This is a genomic window from Streptomyces sp. NPDC050625 (assembly GCF_040654755.1).
Classification (GTDB): Bacteria; Actinomycetota; Actinomycetes; order Streptomycetales; family Streptomycetaceae; genus Streptomyces.
In genome coordinates this window covers 167534-192078 of record NZ_JBFAIQ010000012.1, presented here as the reverse complement: position 1 = coordinate 192078, position 24545 = coordinate 167534, and the positions used below count along the sequence as shown (strand labels likewise).

23 protein-coding genes are annotated in these 24545 nt (G+C 71.8%); 15 read left to right on the top strand and 8 right to left on the bottom strand.

Annotation, left to right across the window (positions count from 1 at the left end; genetic code table 11):
- The first annotated feature begins 15 nt into the window (after window positions 1-15).
- From dxs to AB0I54_RS26145, 4 genes are all read left to right on the top strand, one after another.
- Entirely contained in the window at window positions 16-1944 is a 1929-nt protein-coding gene (dxs, locus tag AB0I54_RS26160; RefSeq protein WP_363298582.1) for a 1-deoxy-D-xylulose-5-phosphate synthase, read from the top strand.
- Window positions 1941-3326, top strand: coding sequence for an aspartate aminotransferase family protein (locus AB0I54_RS26155; protein ID WP_363298581.1), 1386 nt, complete (start codon window positions 1941-1943; stop codon window positions 3324-3326). The genes dxs and AB0I54_RS26155 overlap by 4 nt, the downstream gene beginning before the upstream one ends.
- 104 nt (window positions 3327-3430) lie before the next feature.
- Window positions 3431-4078, top strand: a complete 648-nt coding sequence (locus AB0I54_RS26150; protein WP_363298580.1) for an XRE family transcriptional regulator — start codon at window positions 3431-3433, stop codon at window positions 4076-4078.
- The gene (locus AB0I54_RS26145; protein ID WP_363298579.1) at window positions 4075-4197 is read left to right on the top strand and encodes a DUF6126 family protein; all 123 of its coding nucleotides are present in this window, start codon (window positions 4075-4077) and stop codon (window positions 4195-4197) included. Before AB0I54_RS26150 ends, AB0I54_RS26145 begins: the two co-directional genes overlap by 4 nt.
- Before the next feature lie 28 nt (window positions 4198-4225).
- On the opposite strand, the gene AB0I54_RS26140 is transcribed toward AB0I54_RS26145, so the two are convergent.
- A complete protein-coding gene (locus tag AB0I54_RS26140) occupies window positions 4226-5023 on the bottom strand; it encodes a tyrosine-protein phosphatase (protein WP_363298578.1) in 798 nt (265 codons plus the stop codon).
- 172 nt (window positions 5024-5195) lie between these two features.
- Between AB0I54_RS26140 and AB0I54_RS26135 the strand changes: the two genes are divergently transcribed.
- The 3 genes from AB0I54_RS26135 (at window position 5196) to AB0I54_RS26125 (ending at window position 9617) form a co-directional block, all read left to right on the top strand.
- A complete protein-coding gene (locus AB0I54_RS26135) occupies window positions 5196-7268 on the top strand; it encodes an alpha-galactosidase (protein WP_363298577.1) in 2073 nt (690 codons plus the stop codon).
- Window positions 7269-7610: 342 nt separating this feature from the next.
- The gene (locus AB0I54_RS26130) at window positions 7611-8543 is read left to right on the top strand and encodes a LysM peptidoglycan-binding domain-containing M23 family metallopeptidase (RefSeq protein ID WP_363298576.1); all 933 of its coding nucleotides are present in this window, start codon (window positions 7611-7613) and stop codon (window positions 8541-8543) included.
- A gap of 288 nt (window positions 8544-8831) precedes the next feature.
- Window positions 8832-9617: an SGNH/GDSL hydrolase family protein gene (locus tag AB0I54_RS26125; protein ID WP_363298621.1), complete on the top strand. Its 786-nt coding sequence runs from the start codon at window positions 8832-8834 to the stop codon at window positions 9615-9617.
- A 58-nt stretch (window positions 9618-9675) separates the two neighbouring features.
- Here AB0I54_RS26125 and AB0I54_RS26120 read toward each other — a convergent pair whose 3' ends face one another.
- From AB0I54_RS26120 to AB0I54_RS26090, 7 genes are all read right to left on the bottom strand, one after another.
- Window positions 9676-10296, bottom strand: coding sequence for a TetR family transcriptional regulator C-terminal domain-containing protein (locus AB0I54_RS26120; protein ID WP_363298575.1), 621 nt, complete (start codon window positions 10294-10296; stop codon window positions 9676-9678).
- Between the two features lie 19 nt (window positions 10297-10315).
- Complete coding sequence (locus AB0I54_RS26115; protein ID WP_363298574.1) at window positions 10316-10735, bottom strand: hypothetical protein; 420 nt, start codon at window positions 10733-10735, stop codon at window positions 10316-10318.
- A gap of 73 nt (window positions 10736-10808) precedes the next feature.
- Window positions 10809-11201, bottom strand: coding sequence for an acetate--CoA ligase family protein (locus tag AB0I54_RS26110; protein ID WP_363298573.1), 393 nt, complete (start codon window positions 11199-11201; stop codon window positions 10809-10811).
- 22 nt (window positions 11202-11223) lie between these two features.
- Entirely contained in the window at window positions 11224-12402 is a 1179-nt protein-coding gene (locus AB0I54_RS26105) for a Glu/Leu/Phe/Val dehydrogenase dimerization domain-containing protein (RefSeq protein WP_363298572.1), read from the bottom strand.
- Window positions 12399-14036 (bottom strand): 5-guanidino-2-oxopentanoate decarboxylase, encoded by a 1638-nt coding sequence (locus tag AB0I54_RS26100; protein ID WP_363298571.1) that lies wholly within the window; start codon window positions 14034-14036, stop codon window positions 12399-12401. Before AB0I54_RS26100 ends, AB0I54_RS26105 begins: the two co-directional genes overlap by 4 nt.
- The gene (locus AB0I54_RS26095) at window positions 14036-15193 is read right to left on the bottom strand and encodes an acyl-CoA dehydrogenase family protein (RefSeq protein WP_363298570.1); all 1158 of its coding nucleotides are present in this window, start codon (window positions 15191-15193) and stop codon (window positions 14036-14038) included. The genes AB0I54_RS26100 and AB0I54_RS26095 overlap by 1 nt, the downstream gene beginning before the upstream one ends.
- 161 nt (window positions 15194-15354) lie before the next feature.
- Window positions 15355-15933: a carboxymuconolactone decarboxylase family protein gene (locus AB0I54_RS26090; protein WP_363298569.1), complete on the bottom strand. Its 579-nt coding sequence runs from the start codon at window positions 15931-15933 to the stop codon at window positions 15355-15357.
- A gap of 206 nt (window positions 15934-16139) precedes the next feature.
- Here AB0I54_RS26090 and AB0I54_RS26085 point away from each other — a divergent pair, with 206 nt between their 5' ends.
- The 8 genes from AB0I54_RS26085 to AB0I54_RS26050 all read left to right on the top strand — a co-directional run bounded on the left by AB0I54_RS26085 (window position 16140) and on the right by AB0I54_RS26050 (window position 24520).
- A complete protein-coding gene (locus tag AB0I54_RS26085) occupies window positions 16140-17402 on the top strand; it encodes an MBL fold metallo-hydrolase (RefSeq protein WP_363298568.1) in 1263 nt (420 codons plus the stop codon).
- Between the two features lie 414 nt (window positions 17403-17816).
- Window positions 17817-20015, top strand: a complete 2199-nt coding sequence (locus AB0I54_RS26080) for an ATP-binding protein (protein ID WP_363298567.1) — start codon at window positions 17817-17819, stop codon at window positions 20013-20015.
- An 80-nt stretch (window positions 20016-20095) separates the two neighbouring features.
- Window positions 20096-20530 carry a roadblock/LC7 domain-containing protein gene (locus tag AB0I54_RS26075; RefSeq protein WP_363298566.1) on the top strand — a complete coding sequence of 145 codons (435 nt, stop codon included), beginning with the start codon at window positions 20096-20098 and terminating at the stop codon, window positions 20528-20530.
- A 2-nt stretch (window positions 20531-20532) separates the two neighbouring features.
- Entirely contained in the window at window positions 20533-20904 is a 372-nt protein-coding gene (locus tag AB0I54_RS26070; protein WP_363298620.1) for a DUF742 domain-containing protein, read from the top strand.
- A complete protein-coding gene (locus AB0I54_RS26065) occupies window positions 20882-21481 on the top strand; it encodes an ATP/GTP-binding protein (protein WP_363298565.1) in 600 nt (199 codons plus the stop codon). The genes AB0I54_RS26070 and AB0I54_RS26065 overlap by 23 nt, the downstream gene beginning before the upstream one ends.
- Window positions 21482-21543: 62 nt before the next feature.
- Window positions 21544-22116, top strand: coding sequence for a GAF domain-containing protein (locus tag AB0I54_RS26060; RefSeq protein ID WP_363298564.1), 573 nt, complete (start codon window positions 21544-21546; stop codon window positions 22114-22116).
- Between the two features lie 148 nt (window positions 22117-22264).
- The gene (gene tdh, locus AB0I54_RS26055; protein WP_363298563.1) at window positions 22265-23293 is read left to right on the top strand and encodes an L-threonine 3-dehydrogenase; all 1029 of its coding nucleotides are present in this window, start codon (window positions 22265-22267) and stop codon (window positions 23291-23293) included.
- Window positions 23294-23320: 27 nt separating this feature from the next.
- A complete protein-coding gene (locus AB0I54_RS26050; protein ID WP_363298562.1) occupies window positions 23321-24520 on the top strand; it encodes a glycine C-acetyltransferase in 1200 nt (399 codons plus the stop codon).
- The last annotated feature ends 25 nt before the right edge of the window (window positions 24521-24545 follow it).

Here is a 24545-nt window from a genome sequence, read left to right as displayed (position 1 = left end):
AGAGGGGGCCCGAGCGTGACGATGCTGGAGAACATCCGGGGACCACGCGACCTGAAGGCGCTGTCCGAGGCGGAACTCGGTGAACTGTCCGAAGAAATACGCGAGTTCCTGGTGCAGGCGGTCGCCAGGACCGGCGGCCACCTCGGGCCCAACCTGGGCGTGGTGGAACTGACCGTCGCGCTCCACCGCGTCTTCGAGTCACCGGTGGACCGCATCCTCTGGGACACCGGCCACCAGAGTTATGTCCACAAGCTTCTGACAGGGCGTCAGGACTTCTCCAAGCTGCGCGGCAAGGGTGGTCTGTCCGGCTATCCCTCGCGTGAGGAGTCCGAGCACGACGTCATCGAGAACAGCCATGCCTCCACCGCGCTCGGCTGGGCCGACGGGCTGGCCAAGGCCCGCCAGGTGCAGGGGGAGAAGGGCCATGTCGTCGCGGTCATCGGCGACGGCGCGCTCACCGGCGGCATGGCCTGGGAGGCGCTGAACAACATCGCGGCCGCCAAGGACCGGCCGCTGATCATCGTCGTCAACGACAACGAGCGGTCCTACGCGCCGACCATCGGCGGCCTCGCCAACCATCTGGCCACCCTGCGCACGACCGACGGCTACGAGAAGGTACTGGCCTGGGGCAAGGACGTACTGCTGCGGACGCCGGTGGTCGGGAACACCCTCTACGAGTCCCTGCACGGCGCTAAGAAGGGGTTCAAGGACGCCTTCGCCCCGCAGGGCATGTTCGAGGACCTGGGCCTGAAGTACGTCGGCCCGATCGACGGGCACGACGTCATGGCCGTGGAGTCGGCGCTGCGGCGCGCGAAACGCTTCCACGGTCCCGTCCTCGTCCACTGCCTCACCGAGAAGGGCCGCGGCTACGAACCCGCCCTGGCCCACGAGGAGGACCACTTCCACACCGTCGGAGTGATGGACCCGCTCACCTGCGAGCCGCTCACACCGTCGGGCGGACCCTCCTGGACCTCGGTGTTCGGCGACGAGATCGTACGCATCGGGGAGGAGCGCGACGACGTCGTGGCCATCACGGCGGCCATGCTGCACCCGGTGGGCCTCGGCAAGTTCGCCGAGCGCTTCCCCGACCGGGTGTGGGACGTCGGCATCGCCGAGCAGCACGCCACCGTGTCGGCGGCGGGCCTCGCGACCGGCGGCCTGCACCCCGTCGTCGCCGTCTACGCCACCTTCCTCAACCGCGCCTTCGACCAGCTCCTGATGGATGTGGCGCTGCACCGCTGCGGGGTGACCTTCGTCCTCGACCGGGCCGGCGTCACCGGCGTCGACGGGGCCTCCCACAACGGCATGTGGGACATGTCGATCCTCCAGGTCGTCCCCGGTCTGAGGATCGCCGCCCCGCGCGACGCCGCCCAGCTGCGCGCCCAGCTGCGCGAGGCGGTGGCCGTCGACGACGCGCCCACCCTGGTGCGCTTCCCCAAGGAGTCGGTGGGCCCCGAGATCCCGGCGGTCGACCGCGTCGGCGGCCTGGACGTCCTGCACCGCGGCGAGCGTCCCGAGGTACTGCTGGTGGCCGTCGGCGTCATGGCGCCGGTCTGCCTCCAGGCCGCAGAGCTGCTGCGGGCGCGCGGCATCGGCTGCACCGTCGTCGACCCCCGGTGGGTCAAGCCCGTCGACCCGGCCCTGCCGGGCCTCGCCGCCGAGCACCGGCTGGTGGCCGTCGTCGAGGACAACAGCCGCGCGGGCGGGGTCGGCGCCGCCGTGGCACTGGCGCTCGGCGACGCCGATGTCGACGTTCCGGTACGGCGGTTCGGCATCCCGGAGCAGTTCCTCGCGCACGCCAAGCGCGGCGAGGTGCTGGCCGACATCGGCCTCACGCCCGTCGAGGTCGCCGGACGGATCGGCGCGAGCCTGGCCGTCCAGGACGTGGGGGACACGGCCGTCGTCAAGGACCTGGGGGGCACAGTCAAGGAGAGAGCTGAATGACCAGGGAGTTCGACCTCGGTGCGCTCCTGGCCGAGCGCGGAGCCGAACGCTACGAGCTGCACGCCAGGCATCTGAACCACCAGCTGCCGCGCATGCTGCACACCATCGGCTTCGACAAGGTCTACGAGCGCGCCGAGGGCGCCCACTTCTGGGACGCGGACGGCAACGACTACCTGGACATGCTCGCCGGGTTCGGGGTGATGGGCCTCGGCCGCCATCACCCCGTCGTCCGCAAGGCGCTGCACGACGTCCTCGACGCCCAGCTCGCCGACCTCACCCGCTTCGACTGCCAGCCACTGCCCGGCCTGCTGGCCGAACGGCTCCTCACCCACAGTCCGCACCTGGACCGGGTGTTCTTCGGCAACAGCGGTACGGAGGCCGTGGAGACCGCGCTGAAGTTCGCCCGGTACGCCACCGGCAGACCGCGCATCCTCTACTGCGACCACGCCTTCCACGGCCTGACCACCGGCTCGCTGTCGGTCAACGGGGAGAACGGCTTCCGGGACGGATTCGCCCCGCTGCTGCCCGACACGGCCGTCCCCCTCGGTGATCTCGACGCCCTGGCACGGGAACTGAAGAAGGGCGACGTCGCCGCCCTGATCGTCGAACCGATCCAGGGCAAGGGGGTGCACGAGGCCCCGCCCGGCTATCTGCGCGCCGCCCAGGAGCTGCTGCACCGGCACAAGGCGCTGCTCGTCGCCGACGAGGTGCAGACCGGCCTCGGCCGGACCGGGGACTTCTACGCCTATCAGCACGAGGACGGCGTCGAACCGGACCTGGTGTGCGTGGCCAAGGCGCTGTCCGGCGGCTATGTGCCGGTCGGCGCCACCCTCGGCAAGGACTGGATCTTCAAGAAGGTCTATTCGTCCATGGACCGGGTGCTGGTCCACTCGGCGAGCTTCGGCTCCAACGCGCAGGCCATGGCCGCCGGGCTGGCCGTCCTGTCGGTCATGGAGAACGAGGCGACCGTCGCCCATGCGCGGACGATCGGAGACCACCTGAAGTCCCGCCTGGCCGCACTGGTCGACAAGTACGAACTGCTCGCCGACGTCCGCGGCCGGGGTCTGATGATCGGCATCGAGTTCGGCAGGCCGAGCTCACTGAGGCTGAAGAGCCGCTGGACCATGCTGCAGGCCGCGCGCAAGGGCCTGTTCGCGCAGATGGTCGTCGTACCGCTGCTGCAACGCCACCGCATCCTCACCCAGGTCTCCGGCGACCACCTGGAGGTGATCAAGCTGATTCCGCCGCTGGTCATCGGCGAGGCGGAGGTGGACCGCTTCGTGGACGCGTTCACCGATGTGATGGACGACGCACACAGCGGCGGCGGCCTGATGTGGGACTTCGGCAGGACGCTGATCAAGCAGGCGGTCGCCAACCGGTGATCACCGGCCTGGGCTGATCACCAGCCCTGCGCTGGTCATCAGCTGGACTTTGCCTCTTAGGCAAGAAATTTGCCGGAGAGGCAAAGTTCGGGCTGAATGGAGTCATGAGCTCCTCCGAAGCCGGGCGTCCGCCCGGCCACGGTCCCGAGCCGGCGGCCGGACCGGCCGACGACCTGGCCGCCGTGGCCCCCCAGCTCCGCTCGCTGCGCCGCCGCGCCGGTCTCACCCTGGAGGCCGCGGCCCGCGCGGCCGGGCTGTCGCCCGCCCATCTCTCCCGTCTGGAGACCGGGCAGCGCCAGCCTTCCCTGCCGATGCTGCTCGCACTCGCGCGCATCTACGGTACGACGGTCTCGGACCTGCTGGGCGAGACGGCCGGCGACCGGGACGCGATCGTGCGCGCCGCCGACATGGAACCGACCCGGGCCGGCGGCTGGACGTACTGGCAGGCCGGCGCCTCCGGCCGCGGGATGCAGGCCCTGCGCGTCCGTGTGCCCCACGGCTCACAGGGCGACATCGTGCGCGTCCACCCCGGCGAGGAGTGGCTGTACGTCCTCAAGGGGCGGCTGCGACTGCGCCTCGGGGACACCGCGCACCTGCTCGCGCCCGGAGACAGCGCGCACTTCGACTCGCTGACCCCGCACCGCCTCGCCGCCGAGGACCACGACGGGGTCGAGCTCCTGTTCGTCCACACCCTGCTGCAGAGTCCCACGGCCACCCTGTGCCTGGGCCCGATCACCGGAGAGCTGCCATGAGCAACCTGGAGGAGAAGTTCCCCCGCGCCCTGTGGGTCCGTCTGATCGTCTACGGCGTCCTCGGCCACGTCCTGGCCGCCTTCATCTACCTGCTGTTCGAGGTCGGCGCCAAGGGCTGACCGGCTGGGGGACCGGGAGACACCGGCGTCAGTCGAGCAGCCGCTCGCGCAGCCGCTCCCGGTGGCCGGGGCCGAGCCCGAGGCCCTGTTCCAGGTAGACGTCGACCGTGCCCCACGTCTCCTCGACGGTTTCGAACGCCGCCGCCAGATACTCGGCCCGGGCCTCGAACAGCGGGCTGAGCAGCTCCATCACCTCGGGGGTGTAGGCCGACTCGGCGCTGCCGCTGCGCCGCACCTTGTAGCGGCGGTGCTTGGCGTTCGACTCCAGGTAGTCGGCCAGGATCGCCTCGCGGTCCACGCCCACGGCGAGCAGCGTCACGGCTATGGACAGGCCCGCGCGGTCCTTGCCCGCCGCGCAGTGCATCAGGGCCGGGACGCTGTCCTCGACCAGCGCGTGCAGCACCCGGGAGTGCTCGGCGGTGCGCTCCTTGATCATCCTGCGGTAGGAGGTGATCATCCGGTTCGCGGCCTTGCCGTCCGCGAGGATCCCGCGCAGCTGGTCGAGGTTCCCGTCGCGGACCATCTTCCAGAACTCGGCGCCGTCCGCCGGGTCGCTCAGCGGCATGTTCACGTTGCGCACGCCCGGCAGCGCCACATCGGGGCCTTCCAGCTTCTGGTCGGCCGCGTTGCGGAAGTCGAAGATCGTGTGCAGACCCAGGGAGGAGAGGAACTCCGTGTCCTTGTCGGTCGCGTGCGCGAGATGGCCGCTGCGGAACAGCACCCCGTACCGCACCCGCCGTCCGTCCACGGTCGGCAGTCCGCCCACGTCACGGAAGTTGCGCACTCCGGCCAGCTCGGGCTCGGTCGACGGGACGTGCTGCGTCACGGTGGCTCCTCACGCTCGGGCGGCGCCGACGCGGCTCGTCGGCGGGCACGCTGTCGACGATACGACATGAGTTTCCTCGGGCAATGAGTTGTCCACAGGCGTTGCCCACGACACCCCCGGCCCTTGATGATGTTTGGGCTTGCGCGGATCTGTTGGCACTTGTGAGGACTTCATGGTGGACATCGCCGAGAACGGTCGTACCTGGCTCCTGTCCGGGCCGAACAGCAGCTATGCGCTGCACCTCACCGAGGCGGACGAGCTGCTCCACCTCCACTGGGGGCCGAGCATCGCGCTCGCCGACGCCGAGGCGCTCGCCGTGCGCCCGCTGCCCGACTACCGGCCCTTCGAGTCCCCGCTCGACGGCCGCGAGGAGTACCCGGTCGAGGGCGGTCCCCGCTTCGTCCGCCCCGCCCTGTCCGTGCGCACCGAGGAGCGGCGCGGCACCGAGTGGACCTTCGAGGCGTACGAGACGGAGGGCGACGAACTGCGGCTGCGCTTCGGGGACGCAGGGCTGGCCGTCACGCTGCACTACCGGATGCGCGGAGACGTCGTCGAGCGCTGGGTGACCGTCGGCAACCAGGGGCACGCGCCCGTCGAACTGCTCCGCGCCGACCCGGCCACCTGGACCCTGCCCGACCGTGAGGGCTGGCGGCTGTCCCAGCTGCACGGCCGCTGGGCCGCCGAGTCCCTGCTCACCCGGGCCCCGCTCACCCACGGCGAGAAGGTCATCGGCAGCCGCCGCGGCCACACCGGTCACCAGCACCTGCCCTGGGTCGCGCTCGACACCGACGCCACCGAGGAGCGCGGCGAGGTGTACGGCTGCGCGCTGGGCTGGTCGGGGTCCTGGCGGATCGGGGTCGCCCAACTCCCGGACGCGCGCGTGCAGATCACCGGTGGGGCCGGCTACGACGACTCGGGTCTGCTGATGCTGGCCGAGGGGGAGTCGTACACGAGTCCCGTCTTCGCGGGCCTGTGGAGCGACGGCGGCTTCGGCGACGCGAGCCGTGCCTGGCACGCCTACCAGCGGGCGTATGTCATCCCGGACGCCGACCGGGACCGGCCGGTGCTCTTCAACTCCTGGGAGGCCACGAACTTCGACATCTCCGAGGAGCAGCAGGCGACGCTCGCGCGCCGGGCGGCGGCGATCGGAGTCGAGCTGTTCGTGGTCGACGACGGCTGGTTCGGAGCCCGTACCAGCGACCGCGCCGGACTCGGCGACTGGACGCCCAACCCCGACCGCTTCCCGAACGGCCTCAAGCCGCTCGCCGACTACGTGCACGCCCTCGGGATGCAGTTCGGCATCTGGGTCGAGCCCGAGATGGTCAACCCGGACAGCGACCTGTACCGCGCACACCCCGACTGGGTGCAGTACCAGCAGGGACGAAAGCGGACGGAACTGCGCAATCAGCTCGTGCTCAATCTGGCCCGCGAGGACGTCCAGGAATACCTCTGGGAGCAGCTCGACGGTCTGCTCTCCAGTGCCCCCGTCGACTATGTGAAGTGGGACTTCAACCGCTGCTTCACCGACGCGGGCTGGCCCGGCGAGCCCTATCCGCAGCGCCTGTGGGTGGACCATGTGCGCGCCCTCTACGCCCTGCTGGACCGGTTGCGGGCGGCCCATCCGGGCGTCGCCTTCGAGTCCTGCTCGGGCGGCGGCGGCCGTATCGACCTCGGCGTCATGAGCCGCACCGACCAGGTGTGGACCTCCGACAACACCGACCCGCTCGACCGTCTCCGCATCCAGCACGGCTTCAGTCAGATCCACCCGGCCCGGATCATGGCCGCCTGGGTCACCGACAGTCCGAACACCCAGCTCAACGGCAGGGTCAGCTCGCTGCGCCTCCGCTTCGTGAGCTCCATGGCCGGGGTCCTCGGGGTCGGCGGCGACCTCGCGATGTGGACGGAGGAGGAGCTTGCCGAGGCCAAGGAGTGGGTGGAGCTCTACAAGGGCATCCGCCCGGTCGTGCAGCGTGGCGAGCAGTACCGGCTGCGGCCCCCGGAGGGCGGGCTGAGCGCGGTGCAGTACGTGCTCGGGGACGAAACGGTCGTCCTCGCCTGCCTCCAGGCTCAGCACTACGGCGAGCCGGCCCCGGCGCTGCGGCTGCGCGGCCTCGACCCGGCGGCGGCGTACGAATGCCGTGAAACGGGCGAAGTGCACCGTGGTGCCGTGCTGCTGCACCATGGGCTGCGCACCGGACTTCGGGGCGATCTCGACGCGGCGGTCTTCCGTCTTCGGCAGATCTGAACCATCTGCCCTAATTGACCCCTTCGTTCAAACTCGTCCTGGAATGAAGGGGACTGGGTGCAGGTGCGTGAGGAGGGTCATATTCGTGACCGTCCGTCGTGGGGCATGTTCACGTAATTCACGCGCTTTTCCTGGGAATTGACCGGAAGAATGGAGCGGGAATTCACTGAGGGTGACTGGGAATTCCCGTAACGGATCAAGCGAAAGCCGGACACAAGGAACCATCTGCTTGTCCGTTCGCATCTTGCTCGCTTACGTTCGCCACCAATCCGGACGGAATGCCGAATCCTGCCGCCGACCGGAGCGACAGCTCACCTCGCAGGCGCCGGAGAGGAATTCGCCATGCCCCGGAAGGGTAAGCACCGCCGCCCCAAGTCCCGCCGCTTCAGTCGTTCGGTCGCCGTCGCCGGTACCGGCGGCGCGGCGCTGGCCCTGCCGCTGATCGGGGCCACCGGTGCCCATGCCGCCACGCCGCAGTCCGTCCCCGCACAGGCCGTGCGGTCGGTCCCGACCGTCGAGAAGAAGGCCGCGCCGGCGGATTCGGGCGTGCGTACCTACACGGTGAAGACCGGCGACTACCTTTCGAAGATCGCCGAGGAGCAGAGCGTCCGTGGCGGCTGGCACCGGCTCTACCGGGACAACCGCGAGGCCGTCGGCGACAACCCTTCGCTGATCCACCCCGGCCTGAAGCTCGCCCTCGGCGGGAAGGCCGCGACGGCCGCCAAGTTCTCGGCTCCGGCTCCCTCTTCCGCGTCCTCTTCCGCGTCGAAGTCGTCCGCGCCGCAGGCGTTCGCGCCGGACTCCGCGAACGCCTCCGGTGTCTCGGCCGAGAACGCCGGAACCGCTCAGGCCGCCGTCGCCTCGTCCGGCTACACCCTCCCGGTCACGGGTGCCGCCGTCGGCACCAACTACCACGTCCCGGGCAGCATGTGGTCCAGCGGCTACCACACCGGCGTCGACTTCGTCGTCCCGACCGGCACCCCCCTCAAGGCCGTGGCCGCGGGCACGGTCGTCTCCGCGGGCTGGGGCGGCGCGTACGGCAACCAGGTCGTCATCAAGCTCGACGACGGCTACTACGCGCAGTACGCCCACCTCTCCCGGATCTCCGTCTCGGCCGGCCAGTCCGTCGCCGCCGGGCAGCAGATCGGGCTGTCCGGCGCGACCGGCAATGTGACCGGACCGCACCTGCACTTCGAGATCCGCACCACGCCGGACTACGGCTCGGACGTGGACCCGGTCGCCTACCTCCGCTCGCACGGCGTGCCCGTCGCCTGATCGCGTCGGGCACCCGCCCCGACCCCCACGCCACCGAAGGCCGGACCCTTGCCCCCCGGGTCCGGCCTTCGGTGTAGCTGTGCGGGCTGCTGTGCGGCGTTGCTTGCTGCGTTGCTGTGCGATCGATGCGTCAACCCGCCTGATGGGCGTCATATTCCCGCGTTGGCAAACTATTTAAGAGTGTCTTATCTCACCGTTCGTCAACCCCTTCCTACGATCGCGTAGGTCACATCGGAAGGTGAATCATGGGCCGACGTGGCAGACGATTCGAAGAGTGACAGCAGATCAGTGATCGGGTCGTACGTGGCGGTGGGGGACAGCTTCACCGAGGGCGTCGGCGACCCCGGCCCCGACGGGGCATTCGTCGGCTGGGCCGACCGGTTCGCGGTACTTCTCGCGGACCGTCGGCCCGAGGGCGACTTCAAATACACCAATCTCGCGGTACGCGGGAAGCTGCTCGACCAGATCGTGGCCGACCAGCTCCCCAAGGCCGTGGAGCTCGCGCCGGACCTGGTGTCCTTCTGCGCGGGCGGCAACGACATCATCCGTCCCGGCACCGACCCGGACGAGGTGGCCGAGCGCTTCGAGCGGGCGATCGGGCAGCTGACCGACGTGGCCGGCACGGTCATGGTGACGACCGGGTTCGACACCCGCAACGTGCCCGTGCTCAAGCATCTGCGCGGCAAGATCGCCACGTACAACGGGCACGTCCGGGCCATCGCCGACCGATACGGCTGCCCGGTGCTGGACCTGTGGTCCCTGAAGGCCGTTCAGGACCGGCGTGCCTGGGACGACGACCGGCTCCACCTCTCGCCCGAGGGGCACACCCGGGTGGCGCTCCGGGCCGGCCAGGCCCTCGGCGTGGCGGTCCCGGCCGACCCGGAACAGCCCTGGCCCCCGCTCCCGCCCCGCGGCACGCTCGACGTCCGGCGTGACGACGTCCACTGGGCCCGTGAGTATCTGGTCCCGTGGATCGGGCGGCGCTTGCGCGGGGAGTCGTCGGGGGACCATGTGACCGCCAAGGGGACGCTGTCCCCGGACGACATCAAGATGCGGATCGCCTCGGTGGCCTGACGGGTCCCGCTCGGCGTGCACGGCGCGACGGCCGGGAGCGGTCACCGCTCCTGCGCCGTCACCGCTCCTGCGCCGTCAACGCCTCCAGGGCCAGGCCCAGTTCCCGGGCGAGCGCCTCGTCGACCCACTGCTGGGCCCGCGCCCGCGGGACCGCGCCCGCGTAGGACGTCAGCTGAACGGCGAACCCGTCGAGCAGGGCCGTCAGCCGCAGGGCGGTACCGGTCGGGTCGGGGCACCGGAACTCGCCGGCCGCCACGCCCTCCGCGATGACCTCGGTGATGGCCGCCTTCCACTGCCTGTCCAGGTCCCGGGTGACCTCGCGCAGGGCGGGCTCGCGCAGGGCCACCGCCCAGCCCTCGATCCACAGCCGCCAGCCCTTGGCCTGACCGGTGGGCGCGTACCAGCGCACGGCGGTGCGCAGCCGGCGCAGCGCGGTCGTACGGCGGTTCAGCAGCTTGCGCAGTTGCGTCAGATCGTCCTCGGCCGCGTGCGCGAACGCGGCGGCGACCAGCTTCTCCTTCGTCGAGAAGTGATACAGCACCAGCGCGTTGCTCACACCGAGCGCCGAGGCCACATCGGCGATCCTGACCGCCGCCACGCCCCGCGCCTCGATCTGCTCGACGGCGGCCCGCAGCAGTTCCTCCCGCCGCTCCGCCACGCTCAACCGCACTCTCGCCACGCGGTCACCCTAATCCGTTTCACTCCACGAACTGGTAGTCGAGCCTGATGCGGCCCTCCTCGTCGAGGACCAGGAACTCCAGGCCGCCACCCGTCACCCGGTCCTCCTCCCGGTGGAAGGACTCCCAGCGGAACGTGACGACGTCGCGCAGCAGCCTCGGCGCCTGCTGGATCCGGAAGCAGTACGTCCCCGGGGCGACGAACTCCTCGTACGCACGCTCCACGCGCGCGTACACCTCCTCGTGGCCCCGGGCCTCCAGGACGGCGGTGGAGAAGCCGAGGCCCACCGCCGTGTCGTGCATGTCCTGGGGCGGGCGCAGGATGTGCAGCCCGTCCTCCACCCAGAGGTCGTGCACCGTCTTGCGGCGGATCTCCGGGTCCGGCTCGTTCCAGACCCCGATGTAGCGCTCGCTCAGGGACTGCGGGTCGATGGCAGGCATGGTCGGCTCGACGCTCCTCGTGTCGTTCGGCTGTGCGATGTGCCATCGACTCTGCCGCCGCCGTGCCGCCGCCTCAATTCCCGTCAGGGTATGAGGAGCCGGGCTGCCGGAGGACGGCGTGCGCGTCCAGGGCGATCGCGCCGCCCGGGTGCACGAGAAGCGGGTTGACCTCCAGCTCGGCGAACTCCGGGTGCTCGGCCGCGCAGCGCGCCACGGCGCACAGGGCGGCCGCGGCCGCCTGCGGTGCGACGGGCGGGGCGCCGCGCCAGCCGGTCAGCAGGGGTGCGTGCCGCAGCCCCAGCAGCAGGGCACGCGCGCGTGCCGGGGTGAGCGGGGCCAGGGCGAGGGCGGTGTCGGCGTGGAGTTCCGCCGCGGTCCCGCCGATTCCGGCCAGGGCGACCGGACCGAAGGCCGGGTCCTGACGCACCCCGACGATCAGTTCGCGGGCGTGGGCAGGCGTCACCATGGTGGAGGATCTTCGACGTCCGTCACCGGTACCACCCGAACCGGTCCGCGATCACCGGCAGCCGGTCGGCCACGATGGCGTGCGCGGCCGCCCTCGGGGTCGTGCCGTCGGCCTCCGCGCGGGCCAGCATGCGGTCGATGAGGCTGCGCATGGAGCGCCGGGTGCAGGCGAACGCCTCGTCCGCGTCGGGGCCGATGTCGCCGAACAGCGTCCACCACCACCAGGCGTTGGTCCCCGAGTTGACCACCACGTCCGGCAGCACGGTCACCCCGCGCGCGGACAGCAGCTCCTCCGCCGCCGGCAGCACCGGCATGTTGGCCGCCTCCACGATCCAGCGGGCGGTGATCCGCTCCTGGTCGGCGGTGTCGATGGCGTACGACACCGCGGCGGGCACCAGCACCTCGGCGTCGGCGGACAGCCAAGCGTCGCCCGGCAGTTCGCGGTCGCCGGGGCGCAGCACGGCCCGGTCGACGGTGCCGTACGCGTCCCGCGCGGCGAGCAGCGCCTCGACGTCCAGGCCCGCCGGGTTGGCGATCGTGCCCTTGATGTCGGCGACGGCCACGATCGTCAGACCCGCGCGCGCGAGGAAGCGCGCCGTGGCCCCGCCCATGGTGCCCAGACCCTGCACGGCGACCCGCGTGCCCGGGTACGGCACGCCGGCCCGGTCCAGGGCCGCGAGCACCGACTCGGCGACCCCGCAGCCGCCGACCAGCTCGTCGAGGCCGATGCCGTCCACCTCGACCGCGAAGGCGTCCGCGAGCCGCCGGCGCGCCGCGGCCTCGTCGTCGAGCAGCGGGTACACGGCCTGGATCGAGGACACGAGCCCCGCCTCGGCGGCGGCCCGGTCGACCAGGTCCTGGGTGAGGCCGAGGTCCTCGCCGGTGGTCCAGAAGCTCTCGATGTACGGCCGCATGGCCCGCAGATAGCGCACCAGAAGCCCGTACGCCTCCGGGGCCTGGGGATCGCAGTCGATGCCGCCCTTGGCGCCGCCCAGGGGCACATAACGGCCCTCGGGGTTGTAGTGCAGGGCCTCCTTCATGGTCATGCCGCGAGCCAGCCCGGCCACCTCGTCGAGGGTGCAGCCGGGCCGCATCCGCAGACCGCCGCTGGCCACTCCGCGCACCAGCCGGTCGACGACCAGGAAGCCCCGGCGACCGGTGACGTGGTCGGTCCAGACGAGCGACATGAGGGGGGCGGTCATCGGGTCTTCTCCTCGGGAACGGTGATCAGGGTGGGACCGGGACGGTCGAGGGCCTCGGCGAGGGCGCGGGCGAGTCCGGCCGGGCCGCACGCGTGCGTGCCGTGCCCGCCGTAGGCGCGGGCCAGGGCGGGCAGATCGACCGGCGGGAGGTCCACCGCGGTGGGGATGTCGCCCCGCGCCGTCATCTCGTCGCGGATCTCGCCGTAGCCGCCGTTGTCGAACACCACTATGGGCAAAGGAAGTTGGAGCTGTACCGCGGTGGCCAGTTCCTGCACCGTGAACTGCAGCCCGCCGTCGCCGCTGAGCGCGACCACCTGTCGGCGCGGATGGGCGACCTTGGCGCCGATGGCGGCGGGCAGGGCGTAGCCCAGGGTGCCGAAGCCGGTCGGGTGCAGATAGCTGCCGCGGGCGCCGACAGGGAAGTGCGGCAGGGCGCCGTAGTAGCAGCACTGGGCGCTGTCCGAGGTGACGACGGCGTCCTCGTCGAGCACCGCGCGCATCGCCCTCAGACAGCCGAGCCAGCGGGTGTCGCGCTCGGCGGTCTCGGCGTCGCGCGCGGCGCGCAGGGCGGCGACCTCTTCGGCCACGCGCGCGTGGGCCTCCGCTTTGTCCGCCTCGGGAAGTTCCGCCAGCAGCGCGGTCACGGTCGTCCGCGCGTCCCCCACGAGCGCCACGTCCGCCGGCATGTGGGCGTACATCTGGTCCGGGTCGATGTCGACGCGGATCAGCGTGCCGTCGAGCGCGGGCGGCGAGGTCCAGAAATCGGACTCGGCCAGCTCCGTGCCCACGGCCACGACGACGTCCCGCGTGCCGAGCCACTCCCGTACGACGGCACTGTGCAGCGACACCCCCAACGACAGCGGATGGGTCTCGGGCACACCGCCCTTGCCGTTGGCCGTCGTGACGGCGGGAGCGCCCAGCCGTTCGGCGAGCGCCAGACAGTGCGGGCGTGCCTCGCGCGCCCCGCCGCCGAGCACCAGCGCGGGGCGCCGGGCCCCGGCGAGCGACTTCGCGGCCTCCCGGACGGCCCGCCTGTCCGGCGCGGGACGCGCGACCGGCGGAGCGAGGCGGACCGGGCCCAGCCTCTCGGAGGCGGTCAGCAGGTCCAGCGGGACCTCGACATGGGCGGGCCGCGGCCGGCGCGTGCGGAACATCGTGAACGCGCGGGCCACGGCCGCGTCGATCTCGGCGATCGACGAGACACGGTGGCTGAACGCGGCCACGGCCCGCAGCGCCTCGGTCTGACTGCGCATCTCGTGCAGCGCACCGCTCGACAGCCGCGGGTGGCCGAGCGGCATGCCCGGCGAGAGCACCAGCAGCGGCACGCTGTCCGAGTAGGCCTGGCCGACCGCGGCCACCGCGTTCAGCAGGGCGGGCCCCGTCGTGGTGAGGACGACGCCGGGGCGGCCCGTCACGCGCGCGTACCCGTCGGCCGCGTACCCGGCGCCCTGCTCGTGGCGGGGCGTCACATGCCGTATGCCGTACGCCGCGAGATGCCGGTAGACCTCCAGGTTGTGGGTGCCCGGGATGCCGAACACACGGGTCACGGCGTGCCCGCTCAGGGCGCGTACGAGGACCTCCCCGCCGGTGAGGACCTCTTCGCCGGGGAGGACCTCCCGCCGTGCGAGTCCCATCACAGGCTCCGCGAGATGATGAGCCGCATGATGTCCGAGGTGCCCTCCTCGATCTCCTCCAGCTTGGCGTCCCGCATCCACCGCTCGACCGGGAACTCCCTGGAGTAGCCCCAGCCGCCGAGCGTCTGGACGGCCGCCCAGGTGCAGTACGCGGCGGTCTCGGACGCCGTCAGCTTGGCCATCGCCGCCTCGGCGGACGCCTCCAGACCGGAGTCGAGGCGCCGGGCGGCCCGCCAGGTCATCAGCCGGGCCTGCTCCACGCGCGTGCGCATGTCGGCGAGGCGGAAGGCCACCGCCTGGTGCTCGATGATCGGTCTGCCGAACTGGCGCCGCTCGCGGGCGTAGTCGCGGGCGTACTCGTAGGCCGCGCGGGCCACGCCGGTCGCCGCCGCGCCGAGCACCGTCCGGGAGATGTCGATGGTCCGCATCAGACCGTGGAAGCCCGTGCCCTCCGCGCCGAGCCGGTGCTCCTCGGGGACGAACGCGTCCTGGAGGAAGACCTCCCGGCAGACGATCGCGCGCTGGCCCATCTTGCGCATCGGCTCGCCGAAGGAGACCCCTTCGGTGTCCTTGCGCAGCAGGAACGCCGTCACCCCGCGCGAGCGCCGCGCCGGTTCGGTCTTGGCGAAGACGACGTACAGCTCGGCCTCGCCCGCGTTGGAGATCCACGCCTTCTGGCCGTTGAGCCGGTAGCCGCCCGTCGTGCGGTGGGCCGTGGTGACGATCGAGGCGGCGTCGGAGCCCGCGCCGGGCTCGGTGGTGGCCAGGGCGGTCATCGGGGTGTCGGGGCCCGTGAGCGGGGTCAGCCACTCCCGTCTCTGCTTCTCGTCGCCCAGTTCGAGGACCGGACCGGCGAAGAAGCCGTTGGAGCAGAGCAGATTGCCGATGCCCAGGTCGCCAACGCACAGCTCCTCCTGCACGAGGCACTGGGTGAACACGTCGGTGAAGCCGCCCCCGCCGTACTCCTCGGGCAGCATGAAGCCGGTGATGCCCACCGCGGCCGCCCGGCGCCACAGGTCCCAGGGCGTCTCGACGTCGGCCTCGTCGACGGCACGCGCGCGCGGGCGGATCTCCGCACGGGCGAAGGCCCGCGTGAGCTCCACGATGTCGCGCTGCTCCTCGCTCAGCGGGACCAGCTCGGTGGGCAGGTCGGACATGGTGCCTCCAGAGGCGGCGGGCTACCGGGACTACTGAATCGTCAGTCAGTATCGGAAGCCGGGCCGAGCCATGTCAACGCACTGAACGGATCATCAGTGGCGTCGCCCCTCGTGGAGGCAGTGGCCGCTACTGCGCAGTGGCCGCCCCTGCGCGGTCGCCGCTACTTCGCAGTCGTCCGCCGACCGCCTCCGGAGGCCGGCACCGCGCACGAGTCCTTGAACCCCTGGCTCGTCAGCCCCAGGGAGGAGTTGATGCGCGAGCGGAGGTTCTCCACCGCCACCATCGCCGTCAGCTCCACCAGGGCCGGCTCGCCCAGGCGGTCGCGCAGCCGGGCGACCAGGTCGTCCTCGACCGTGGGCGGGGTCGCCGTCATCGCCTCGGCGTACGCCATGACGTCGCGCTCCAGGGGCGTGTACGCGTCACTGTCGCGCCACACGGGAACGTCCTGCACCTTCTCGGGGGCCATGCCGCGCTCCCGGCTGACCCAGTAGCCGAAGTCCATGCACCACGAGCACCCGATCGCGGCGGCCGTCGCCATCTCGGCGAGGGCCTTCAGGTCCGGGTCGAGCCGGTTCCACTTCGCCACCGACTGCTCGAACCGCAGATCGCTCCGGAGCACGCGGGGGTTGTGCCCGAGTGCCCGGACGGGGTCGAGGACCTTGCCGTACACGCGCCGGCTGTACCACTCGGTGAGCCGTACGAAGGGGGTGCGGGGCGGGGTGAGCGGGATACGGGCCATGGGGCCACCTCCTGAAACGCCGGGCCGGGACACCCGGGTCGGGTGCGGATGCCCTCACCGGTATGACGACGGGGACCGCACGGATGTGACACGGCGGCGCCGGAGGCTCTGCGGGGCCGTGACAGCGGGCTGTGACCCCGGCGATCCGGGGTTGTCGGAGGGGCCGACCATAATGGATGACCTCAGCGACTCCACCTGGAGGTACCGTGACCGGTTTGCGTTCCCTGAGCTCCGGGCTCCGCGCGCTGCAGCCTGCTGCCTTCGGCGTGGACCCGGACGGTGAGCGCCTGGCGCGTATCCACAGATCGCCGCACTTCAAGGACGGTGTCTTCCAGAACCCCGGAGGCACGGCACGGACCCGGCCCTCCGGCTCGACGCTGGACTTCGCCAAGGTCTTCTTCGACAAGGACGAGCGGCCCCGGCGCGCCCCGCGGGGCACGGTCCCGGTGCACGCCACCACCCTCGCCGACCTCGCCAAGCCGCCCACCACGGGACTGCGGCTGACGTGGATGGGCCACTCCAGTGTGCTCGCGGAGATCGACGGACAGCGCGTGCTCTTCGACCCCGTCTGGGGCGAGCGCTGCTCCCCGTTCCCGTTCGCCGGGCCCAAGCGGCTGCACCCGGTTCCGGTCCCGCTGGCGGCGCTCGGCCCGGTCGACGTCGTGGTCATCTCGCACGACCACTACGACCACCTGGACATGCCCTCGATCAAGGCGCTGGCCGGCACGGACACCCTGTTCGCCGTTCCGCTGGGCGTCGGCGCCCACCTGGAGCACTGGGGCGTGGCCGAGAGCCGGCTGCGCGAGCTGGACTGGCACGAGGACACCAAGGTGGGCGGCCTGACCCTGACCGCCACTCCGGCCCGCCACTTCTGCGGCCGCGGCCTGCGCAACACCCAGCACACGCTCTGGGCCTCCTGGGCCGTCGCCGGCGAGCGGCACCGGATCTACCACAGTGGTGACACCGGGTACTTCGAGGGATTCAAGGACATAGGCGCCGACCACGGCCCCTTCGACGCCACCATGATCCAGATCGGCGCCTACTCCGACTTCTGGCCGGACATCCACATGACCCCCGAGGAGGGCATGCGCGCCCACCTCGACCTCCAGGGCGGCAGGCCGCACGGTGTGATGCTGCCGATCCACTGGGGCACCTTCAATCTGGCCACCCACGCGTGGTCGGACCCAGGCGAGGGCACCATCGCGGCCGCCGCCGCGTCCGGCGCCCCCGTCGCCCTGCCCCGCCCCGGCGAGCCCTTCGAGCCGACCGCCGGGACCGTGCCGGCCGAGCCGTGGTGGCGCGGCGTGGCCATGGCCCCGGTGGGCGGCTGGCCGACCGCGGCGGACGGCGGCGCCGAGGCCGAGGGCTTGGTGTCCCCGGCGGACCGGGACCGGGCGCGTGCGGCGGCCGACGTCGCCGGTGACCCCGCCGAGGACGAGGGCGACCCGGAGACCGTTTCCGCGGGCTGAGCCCGTGCGGCACCGCGCGGTCGGCCACCGGCCGCGCGGTCGCCGCTTTCTCGCCTTTTCCGCGCAACTTTTCGAATGGGCCACTGATGTGCCCGCTCGCCGATGGCGAAATGCCACAGGCCCTGGCGCGTGTTCATTTCCGACCGCTCTGAATTGCCTTTTGTTCGTTCTGGAACGAGGGCCCCGAGGGGCTTATCGCCCTGTCGTACGACGCCTCATACCAGAGCGGGACGCTGCCCGTGGGACTTTGTCAACTGCCCACCGCACATGATGCACAGGCGACTACTGTGAGTGTCCGTCGGGCGACGAAGGGCCGAAATTCGACGGCTCTGTCGACCGGCACCGCGATGGCGCATGCCCATATTGCGCACCAGCGCGAGAAATCGAGCCCGACGGACCAGTACGAGGACACCGATGTCTCACCTCCGTGCACCGGCCGCACGTGCCGACCGCCGTGAGGGCGGCCGGCACGGGCGACCGGTCGCCCGCCCCGTTCCCGCACTGCCCGAGACGCACATCCGTCCCCAACTCCTCCGTCTCGCCGTGCTGCCGCCCACCGCGGTCGCGCTCAGCGGCAGCGCGGTCGTCCTGTTCACCGTCCGCACCACCGGAGTGCGGCCCGGCATGACCCTCTGGGCCGTGATCGCCGGAGCGGTCTCGGTGACGGTCGTGGGCATCGTGATCGCCGCCGTCGCCGCCGGCCGTGCCGCCCGCTCGGTGCGCGACCGCGTCGGCGCCCTGCGCCGCAGCGCCGTCCGCGGCGAGGCCGATGTGCGCGCCCTCGTCGAGGCGCTGCGCCGCGGGGAGGTCGCACCGCAGCGCAAACCGCGTGGCGGACCGCCCGAGGACGCCGACGACTTCGAACTCCTCGCCGCCGACCTGGCCCGCGCCCACGACAGCGCCGTCAGCGCCGTCGTCCAGGCCGCACAGCTCTCCAGCCAGACGGGCAGCGAACAGAAGCTGGAGGTCTTCGTCAACCTCGCCCGGCGGCTGCAGTCCCTCGTGCACCGGGAGATCTCGATCCTCGACGACCTGGAGAACGAGATCGAGGACCCCGACCTGCTCAAGGGCCTCTTCCACGTCGACCACCTCGCCACCCGGATCCGGCGGCACGCCGAGAACCTCGCCGTGCTCGGCGGCGCCGTCTCACGGCGGCAGTGGAGCAACCCCGTCTCCATGACGGAGGTGCTGCGGTCGGCCATCGCCGAGGTCGAGCAGTACTCGCGGGTCAAGCTGGTGCCGCCGATCGACGGCGAACTGCGCGGTCACGCCGTTGCCGACGTCATCCATCTGCTGGCCGAACTCGTCGAGAACGCCACGGTGTTCTCCGCTCCCCACACCCAGGTCCTGCTCCGCGCCAACCTCGTCACCTCGGGGCTCGCCGTGGAGGTGGAGGACCGCGGCCTCGGCATGCCGGTCGGCGAGCAGGCCAGGATGAACGCCCTGCTCGCCGACCCCGACCAGGTCAACGTCGCCAGCCTGCTGGCCGACGGCCGCATCGGCCTCTTCGTCGTCTCCCAGCTCGCCCGGCGGCACGGCATCCACGTCCGCCTGCAGTCCAACATCTACGGCGGCGTGCAGGCCGTGCTCGTCGTCCCGCAGGAGCTGCTGGGTACGACGCCGGGCGCCCCCGGAGCCGTACCGCAGCCGCGCGAGGCGACGGGCAGAGGACTGCCGCCCGCACCCGCGGCGCGGCAGCATCCCCAGCGGACCGCGGGCAGGCCGGATCCCGCGACGGGGGCAGCCACGCCGTCCCCGGGCGGTGCCTTACCGGTGGTCCCCGGGGCAGCGGCGGACGGAAGTCCGGGCGGGGCCCGGGGGAGTGCCGGGGGCGGGGTCCCGAACGGACCGGCGGGGCCCCAGGGCGGACCCGAGGCAGGTTCCGCGCGTGGTCACCGGGCAGGGCAGGGGACCGGGCAGCCGCCGGGCCGTTCCGCGGAGCCGCCGGCGGGCGCCACGAGGTGGCACGCGCACGGTGAGTCCGCGACGGCGGGCCCGGCGGGCGTCGGCCCCCCGGCGCCGCTGCCGGTGCGCGGTGCCCGCGAGGCGCGGTCCAATCCCGCCGCGGCCGTGCCCGGGATCCGGGCCGACGACCGGCGGACGGTCGAGGGGAACGAGGGCGTGCCCCCCACTCCGCGCGTCACCGGCGTCGTACGCGGCACCATGGGCAAACCCCAACTGCCCCGCCGCCGCGCCCAGGAGCACATCGTGCCCCAACTGCGCGGTGGCCCGGCACCACGCCAGGACAGCGAGACCCCGGCGGGACACGACCCCAACCTGATGGCCGCCTTCCAGCGTGGAGTCGGCCTCGCCGAGGCGCAGCAGCACACGGATACGGCGCATGCCGAGCCGATGCATGGAGGACCGGCACATGTCGAATCCGTCCATGGCGGACCGGCACATGTGGAGTCGATCCACGCCTCCCCGACAGAGCCGGGGCACGCCCACATGGGCCGGGGAGACATGGATCAGCAGCCGACCCGCGCCGAGGAACCCCACCCCGAGTGGACCCGCACGAGCCTGACGGACCGGGGCACGACCGACCCGCACCACCCGGCCCCCGTGCACACCGAACTCACCACCCGGCCCGACGGGAGCGCACCGGCCGGATGACCACCCCCGCTTCCACCCCAGGACCCACCCCCACGCCCGGCGCTCCCACCGACCTTCGTACCCCAAGGAGTCGATCGACCATGGCGAGCGATGCGCCGACCGCCCAGGTATCCGACCTCGACTGGCTGATGAGCGGCCTCGTGCAGCGCGTACCGCACACCACCAGCGCGGTGCTCCTGTCCTGCGACGGACTGGTGAAGTCCGTCCACGGCCTCGACCCCGACAGCGCCGACCACATGGCCGCCCTCGCCTCCGGCCTGTACTCCCTCGGCCGCAGCGCGGGCGTCCGGTTCGGCGACGGCGGGGACGTACGGCAGGTGGTCGTCGAGCTCGACTCGACCCTGCTGTTCGTCACCACCGCCGGCTCCGGCACCTGCCTCGCGGTGCTCGCCGGCCGGGAGGCCGACGCGGCGGTGCTCGGCTACGAGATGGCGATGCTCGTCAAGAGCGTCCGCCCCTACCTGGTGACCGCGCCCCGGCAGCCTGCCGTCGAACCCCCGGCGATGAGGCCTTGAGCGTGCCGACGGCCGGCGACGGGCCCTGGCTCGACGACGCGGCCGGACGGCTGGTGCGCCCCTTCACGGTCAGCAACGGCCGCACCCGGCCCACCATCGACATGGACCTCATGTCACAGGTGATGGCCACCGGAGCGACCCCCCTCGGCTACCTCGGCCCCGAGCACGCCCAGGCACTCGACCTGTGCCGCGCGCCCGTCCCCGTCGCCGAGGTCGCGGCCCATCTCAAGCTGCCGGCGGTGGTCACCAAGGTGCTGCTCTCCGACCTCGTCGACTGCGGGGCGCTCACCGCCAAGCCCCCCGCTTTCCACCACAACCCCACTGACCGGTCCCTTCTGGAGGCAGTGCTCGATGGACTACGACGACAGCTATGACCCGTTCCCCACCGCACTCAAGATCCTTGTGGCGGGCGGGTTCGGGGTCGGCAAGACCACCTTCGTGGGCGCGGTGAGCGAGATCGCGCCGCTCAGCACGGAGGAGCTCCTCACCACGGTCAGCGCCGCGACCGACAGTCTCGACGGCATCGAGAACAAGATCGAGACGACCGTGGCGATGGACTTCGGCCGCATCACGCTCGACCCGCAGCATGTGCTGTATCTGTTCGGCACGCCCGGACAGGAGCGGTTCTGGTTCATGTGGGACGAACTGTCCGAAGGCGCGCTCGGCGCGGTCATCCTCGCCGACACCCGCCGCCTGGAGGACTGCTTCGCGGCCGTCGACTTCTTCGAGGAGCGCGGTCTCGGCTTCATTGTCGCCGTCAACGAGTTCGACGGGTCCTACCGCTACGACCCGGAGGAGGTGCGCGCCGCCATCGACCTCGACCCCGAGATCCCCGTCGTCCGCTGCGACGCACGCATCTCCAGTTCCGGCGTCCAGACCCTGCTCACCCTGGTGCGCCATCTCATCGCCCACGCCCCTGTCCACGCGCCCAGCCACGGCGCCCACAGGTGATCCCCGCACAACCCGCCACGGAGCCCGTACATGACCCACGTCCACACCGCCGGAGCCAGGCCATGAGCTACGAGCCGCCGCGCCCGGTCAGGGGTCTGTTGCTCACCCCCGAGGACCGGGAGGCCCCCGCCCGCACCCACAGACTGCGCCGACTCGGCCTCGGGGAGCGCCCGGAGCCCGCCCTCGACGCCTTCGCGGGCCGCCTCGCCGAGCACACCGGCGCGCCGTACGCCATGGTCAACTTCATCGACGAGGAGCGGCAGTTCTTCGCCGGCCTGCGCACCCCGGGCGCAGGACCGGTCGTGCTGCCCGACGGCACCAGGCCCGAGGTGGGCCGCTCCATGCCCCGCGACCATGGCTTCTGCCCCCATGTGGTGGTCCGGCGCAAGGCGCTGGTGCTGGAGGACGTGTGCGACTACCCGCGGTTCGCGGGCAACCCGGTCGTCGACACGTACGGCATCCGCTCCTATCTGGGAGCCCCGCTCATCGACAGCACGGGCATGGTGCTGGGCACCGTGTGTGTCGCCGACGTCGAGCCCCGGCACTGGGGCAAGGCCGGTCTGGAGACCATCAAGGCGACGGCCGTGGAACTCGCCGCGGGTCTTGAGCGGCTGGAGGGGTCCGCCGGGGCGTGAAGGAAAGCTGTGGCGGCGGTTAAGAAAAGCTCGATGGACCGCGCCCCGCGAATGCGGCAGATTGCAGCTCAGATTCCACCCCTCTTCCCCGGTTCAGGGCTCCTTCGGCATGCCCGGGACCAGGACCTCACCCACAGGAGCCGTAGCGTTGAAGGCGCTGGTCAAGGAGAAGGCGGAGCCCGGGCTGTGGCTCACGGACGTCCCCGAGCCCACGGTCGGACCCGGTGACGTACTGATCAAGGTCCAGCGGACCGGCATCTGCGGCACCGACCTGCACATCCGGTCCTGGGACGGCTGGGCCCGGCAGACGATCCGCACCCCGCTCGTGGTCGGACACGAGTTCGTCGGCGAGGTCGTCGGGACCGGCCGGGACGTCGACGACATCAAGGTGGGCGACCGGGTCAGCGGCGAGGGCCATCTGGTGTGCGGCAAGTGCCGCAACTGCCTGGCCGGCCGCCGCCATCTGTGCCGGGCCACGATCGGGCTCGGCGTCGGCCGGGACGGGGCGTTCGCCGAGTACGTCGCCCTGCCCGCCACCAACGTCTGGGTGCACCGCGTCCCCGTCGACCTCGATGTCGCCGCGATCTTCGATCCGTTCGGCAACGCCGTGCACACCGCGCTGTCCTTCCCGCTGGTCGGCGAGGACGTCCTGATCACCGGCGCCGGCCCGATCGGGCTGATGGCCGCGGCGGTGGCCCGGCACGCCGGCGCCCGCCACGTCGTGGTCACCGACGTCAGCGAGGAGCGCCTGCAACTGGCGCGGAAGATCGGGGTGAGCCTCGCGCTCAACGTGGCCGAGTCGAGCATCGCCGACGGGCAGCGCGAACTCGGCCTGCGCGAGGGCTTCGACATCGGCCTGGAGATGTCCGGCCGCGCCGAGGCGCTGCGCGACATGATCGCCAACATGACGCACGGCGGCCGGATCGCCATGCTCGGCCTGCCGACGCAGGAGTTCCCCGTCGACTGGGCCCGGATCGTCACCTCGATGATCACCATCAAGGGCATCTACGGCCGCGAGATGTTCGAGACCTGGTACGCGATGTCGGTGCTGCTGGAAGCCGGCCTCGACCTGTCCCCCGTGATCACCGGCCGCTACGACTACCGCGACTTCGAGGCGGCGTTCACCGACGCGGCGAGCGGCCGCGGCGGCAAGATCATCCTCGACTGGACTGCGTAAGTCACCCGCTTTTCTAGGAGCTTTCCGATGTTCGACTCCGTGCGCGACGACCTGCGCGCCACCCTCGACGAGATCCGTGCCGCCGGTCTGCACAAGCCCGAGCGCGTGATCGACACCCCGCAGTCCGCGACCGTCAACGTCAGCGCGGGCGGCCGCCCCGGCGAGGTCCTCAACTTCTGCGCCAACAACTACCTCGGTCTCGCCGACCACCCCGAGGTGATCGCCGCGGCCCACACGGCCCTGGACCGCTGGGGCTACGGCATGGCGTCCGTGCGCTTCATCTGCGGTACGCAGGAGGTGCACAAGGAGCTGGAGGCGCGGCTGGCGGCCTTCCTCGGGCAGGAGGACACGATCCTCTACTCCTCCTGCTTCGACGCCAACGGCGGCGTCTTCGAGACGCTGCTCGGCGCCGAGGACGCGGTGATCTCCGACGCCCTGAACCACGCCTCGATCATCGACGGCATCCGCCTGTCCAAGGCCCGCCGCTTCCGCTACGCCAACCGCGACATGGCGGACCTGGAGCGGCAGTTGAAGGAGGCCACCGAGGGCGGTGCGCGCCGCAGGCTGATCGTCACGGACGGCGTCTTCTCCATGGACGGCTATCTGGCCCCGCTCCGGGAGATCTGCGATCTGGCCGACCGCTACGACGCGATGGTCATGGTCGACGACTCGCACGCCGTCGGCTTCGTCGGCCCCGGCGGCCGCGGCACCCCCGAGCTGCACGGCGTCATGGACCGCGTCGACATCATCACCGGCACCCTCGGCAAGGCGCTCGGCGGCGCCTCCGGCGGCTATGTCGCCGCCCGCGCCGAGATCGTGGCCCTGCTGCGCCAGCGCTCGCGGCCGTACCTGTTCTCGAACACGCTGGCCCCGGTGATCGCCGCCGCCTCCCTGAAGGTCATCGACCTGCTGGAGTCGGCCGACGACCTGCGTGTCCGGCTCACCGAGAACACGGCGCTGTTCCGCCGCCGGATGACCGAGGAGGGCTTCGACGTCCTCCCCGGCGACCACGCCATCGCGCCCGTCATGATCGGAGACGCGGCGAAGGCGGGCCGGCTGGCGGAGCTGCTGCTGGAGCGCGGTGTGTATGTGATCGGCTTCTCCTACCCGGTCGTCCCGCAGGGCCAGGCCCGCATCCGCGTCCAGCTGTCCGCCGCCCACTCCACCGAGGACGTCAACCGCGCGGTCGACGCCTTCGTCGCGGCCCGCGCGGAGCTGGCGGGCTGAGCGGGGCGCACGCCTTGCGATAATT

What these genes read in the sequence shown, in the direction of transcription:
- AB0I54_RS26150 (WP_363298580.1), top strand. Translation starts at nt 3,431, where the DNA reads ATGAGCTCCTCCGAAGCCGGGCGTCCGCCCGGCCACGGTCCCGAGCCG.
- AB0I54_RS26075 (WP_363298566.1), top strand. Translation starts at nt 20,096, where the DNA reads ATGGCGAGCGATGCGCCGACCGCCCAGGTATCCGACCTCGACTGGCTG.
- AB0I54_RS26135 (WP_363298577.1), top strand. Translation starts at nt 5,196, where the DNA reads ATGGTGGACATCGCCGAGAACGGTCGTACCTGGCTCCTGTCCGGGCCG.
- AB0I54_RS26065 (WP_363298565.1), top strand. Translation starts at nt 20,882, where the DNA reads ATGGACTACGACGACAGCTATGACCCGTTCCCCACCGCACTCAAGATC.
- AB0I54_RS26080 (WP_363298567.1), top strand. Translation starts at nt 17,817, where the DNA reads ATGTCTCACCTCCGTGCACCGGCCGCACGTGCCGACCGCCGTGAGGGC.
- AB0I54_RS26090 (WP_363298569.1), bottom strand. Translation starts at nt 15,933, where the DNA reads ATGGCCCGTATCCCGCTCACCCCGCCCCGCACCCCCTTCGTACGGCTC.
- AB0I54_RS26060 (WP_363298564.1), top strand. Translation starts at nt 21,544, where the DNA reads ATGAGCTACGAGCCGCCGCGCCCGGTCAGGGGTCTGTTGCTCACCCCC.
- AB0I54_RS26100 (WP_363298571.1), bottom strand. Translation starts at nt 14,036, where the DNA reads ATGGGACTCGCACGGCGGGAGGTCCTCCCCGGCGAAGAGGTCCTCACC.
- AB0I54_RS26115 (WP_363298574.1), bottom strand. Translation starts at nt 10,735, where the DNA reads ATGCCTGCCATCGACCCGCAGTCCCTGAGCGAGCGCTACATCGGGGTC.
- AB0I54_RS26130 (WP_363298576.1), top strand. Translation starts at nt 7,611, where the DNA reads ATGCCCCGGAAGGGTAAGCACCGCCGCCCCAAGTCCCGCCGCTTCAGT.
- AB0I54_RS26155 (WP_363298581.1), top strand. Translation starts at nt 1,941, where the DNA reads ATGACCAGGGAGTTCGACCTCGGTGCGCTCCTGGCCGAGCGCGGAGCC.
- AB0I54_RS26095 (WP_363298570.1), bottom strand. Translation starts at nt 15,193, where the DNA reads ATGTCCGACCTGCCCACCGAGCTGGTCCCGCTGAGCGAGGAGCAGCGC.
- AB0I54_RS26145 (WP_363298579.1), top strand. Translation starts at nt 4,075, where the DNA reads ATGAGCAACCTGGAGGAGAAGTTCCCCCGCGCCCTGTGGGTCCGTCTG.
- AB0I54_RS26105 (WP_363298572.1), bottom strand. Translation starts at nt 12,402, where the DNA reads ATGACCGCCCCCCTCATGTCGCTCGTCTGGACCGACCACGTCACCGGT.
- AB0I54_RS26050 (WP_363298562.1), top strand. Translation starts at nt 23,321, where the DNA reads ATGTTCGACTCCGTGCGCGACGACCTGCGCGCCACCCTCGACGAGATC.
- AB0I54_RS26110 (WP_363298573.1), bottom strand. Translation starts at nt 11,201, where the DNA reads ATGGTGACGCCTGCCCACGCCCGCGAACTGATCGTCGGGGTGCGTCAG.